Raw genomic sequence first — 1,593 nt, forward strand, 5'->3', positions numbered from 1 at the left:
TGATTCTGGTGCAAGAACCCCAAAATAACTAACTCATGCCAGGTACGCAATCGCTCTTTGACATCAAAAATGGCATTTTATAGGTGATATAGTCGCATTAGTGGCGAGCCTAAAACCGCAATTCACCCCCTTTTTCCTGGTTTTTCCATCAAATAGGGACACTAACCCCTTGTAAAGGCATTTTTGTTTTGACAGATATTTCCTTAGCCTCTTTGGCTTTAATCTTAAACCAGCTTTTAAGCTGCTGGAAATTATGGGCGATACATTTCAGGCCCATTACCAAGGCACTCTTTACTTGACCTCGTACGGCTAGCTTGGTAGCACCGCGACCGCGTTTTATCGCCGAGACGGTTCCTTCGATGGCCACCCGTTTGCTGGTGTTTTGCCGCCGGCATTCGCCACTGGCCAATTCTTTACGGGTCTCTGCTGCCAGAAGGGCGCTTTGATTAAATTGCAGCAAGGCTTTTTTCTTCTGGATCTTCACCGGGCACTGTTCGTGGCGGGGGCACTCCCGGCAAGTTTGGGGGTCAAACCAGGCCGTAATTTTTCCTTTAGGTTCGTCAAAAAAGGTGTGGGTGGGGGGCTGCCCTTGCGGACAGGCTAAGATCTTTTTATGGTTTTCGATGCTAAAGTCAGTCAAGGGTATTTTATCTGCTGCCGGTTTCCGCCCGGTTAGATTGGTATAGTGCATCTTCACACCCAGTTCTTCTTCGGCCTTACGGTGCGTGTCTTCGCCGTAAAAGCCGCCATCAGTGTAGAGGTCCGTTAATCCGGTTCGCTCTTTAATTTCGGGTAGCCGCTCTGCGGCCATCTCGACATCGGCTTTGCTGTTCTTTGCCAGGGTGTAGTCGGTGAGGAACTGGACGTCATTATCTTCACTGCAGGTCTCGGTAAGGTTGCAGACGTAACCCACCTGCTCTTTGTTCCCTTTCTTACGAAAGGTGGCGTCCGGGTCATAGGCCGACTGGAGGGAGTCCGGGCTAATATCTTTGCTTTCTTTGACTACCCGCCGCTTTTGTTCCGGGTCATAGGTGGTCTGTTCAGCCAGAAAGCGTTGGACGAGTTTGAGCTCCGGTTTGCTGGCGATTTCTGGTCGGGTGGAGGTCAAAGCCACAAGCTGCTCCTGCAGTTCCAGGACTTTTTCCAACCTGGCGCATGCCTCCTGGCTGCGGGAGCGATAGAGGACCTCGGTTTTAAAGGCTGGCTCTAAAACCTTTTGCAGGGTCTCTGGCAATAGCTCCTGGGGGCAGGCTGCCACCCCTTGTTTTAAAACGTCGAAAGCCAGGGCTAACCTTCCGGCTCGTTTGATATTGGGCATGATGGCGGTGGAATCCATGCGCTGTTCATTGGTCTTGATTTTGGTGATGGCGATGAAGTGGTCAAGGAGTCCTTGGAATTGCTGGCATATCAGGTCCTCTTCTTCGGGATGCTTAAGGGTATACTCGTAAACCCGCCGGCGGAAGTCATAAAGGGTCCTTTCGCAAATATAGAGTTCGCCCAGGTTACGTTGGCCTAAGGCATAGGCTATCTGGTAGTTGAAGTAATACTGCTCCAAAAGTTGCTCGTCGGTATAGTCGTAGAGGTGCTTGATAA

1 protein-coding gene is annotated in these 1,593 nt (G+C 50.7%); it reads right to left on the reverse strand.

Annotated elements, in window-relative coordinates; translation table 11 throughout:
* Window positions 1-148 precede the first annotated feature (148 nt).
* The coding region (locus tag SDD30_RS17330) for a transposase (RefSeq protein ID WP_434076181.1) at window positions 149-1,593 on the reverse strand (1,445 nt) is incomplete at its 5' end.

It is taken from the genome of Moorella naiadis (nom. illeg.) (assembly GCF_051020825.1).
GTDB classification, from domain to species: Bacteria; Bacillota; DSM-521; order Neomoorellales; family Neomoorellaceae; genus Neomoorella; species Neomoorella naiadis.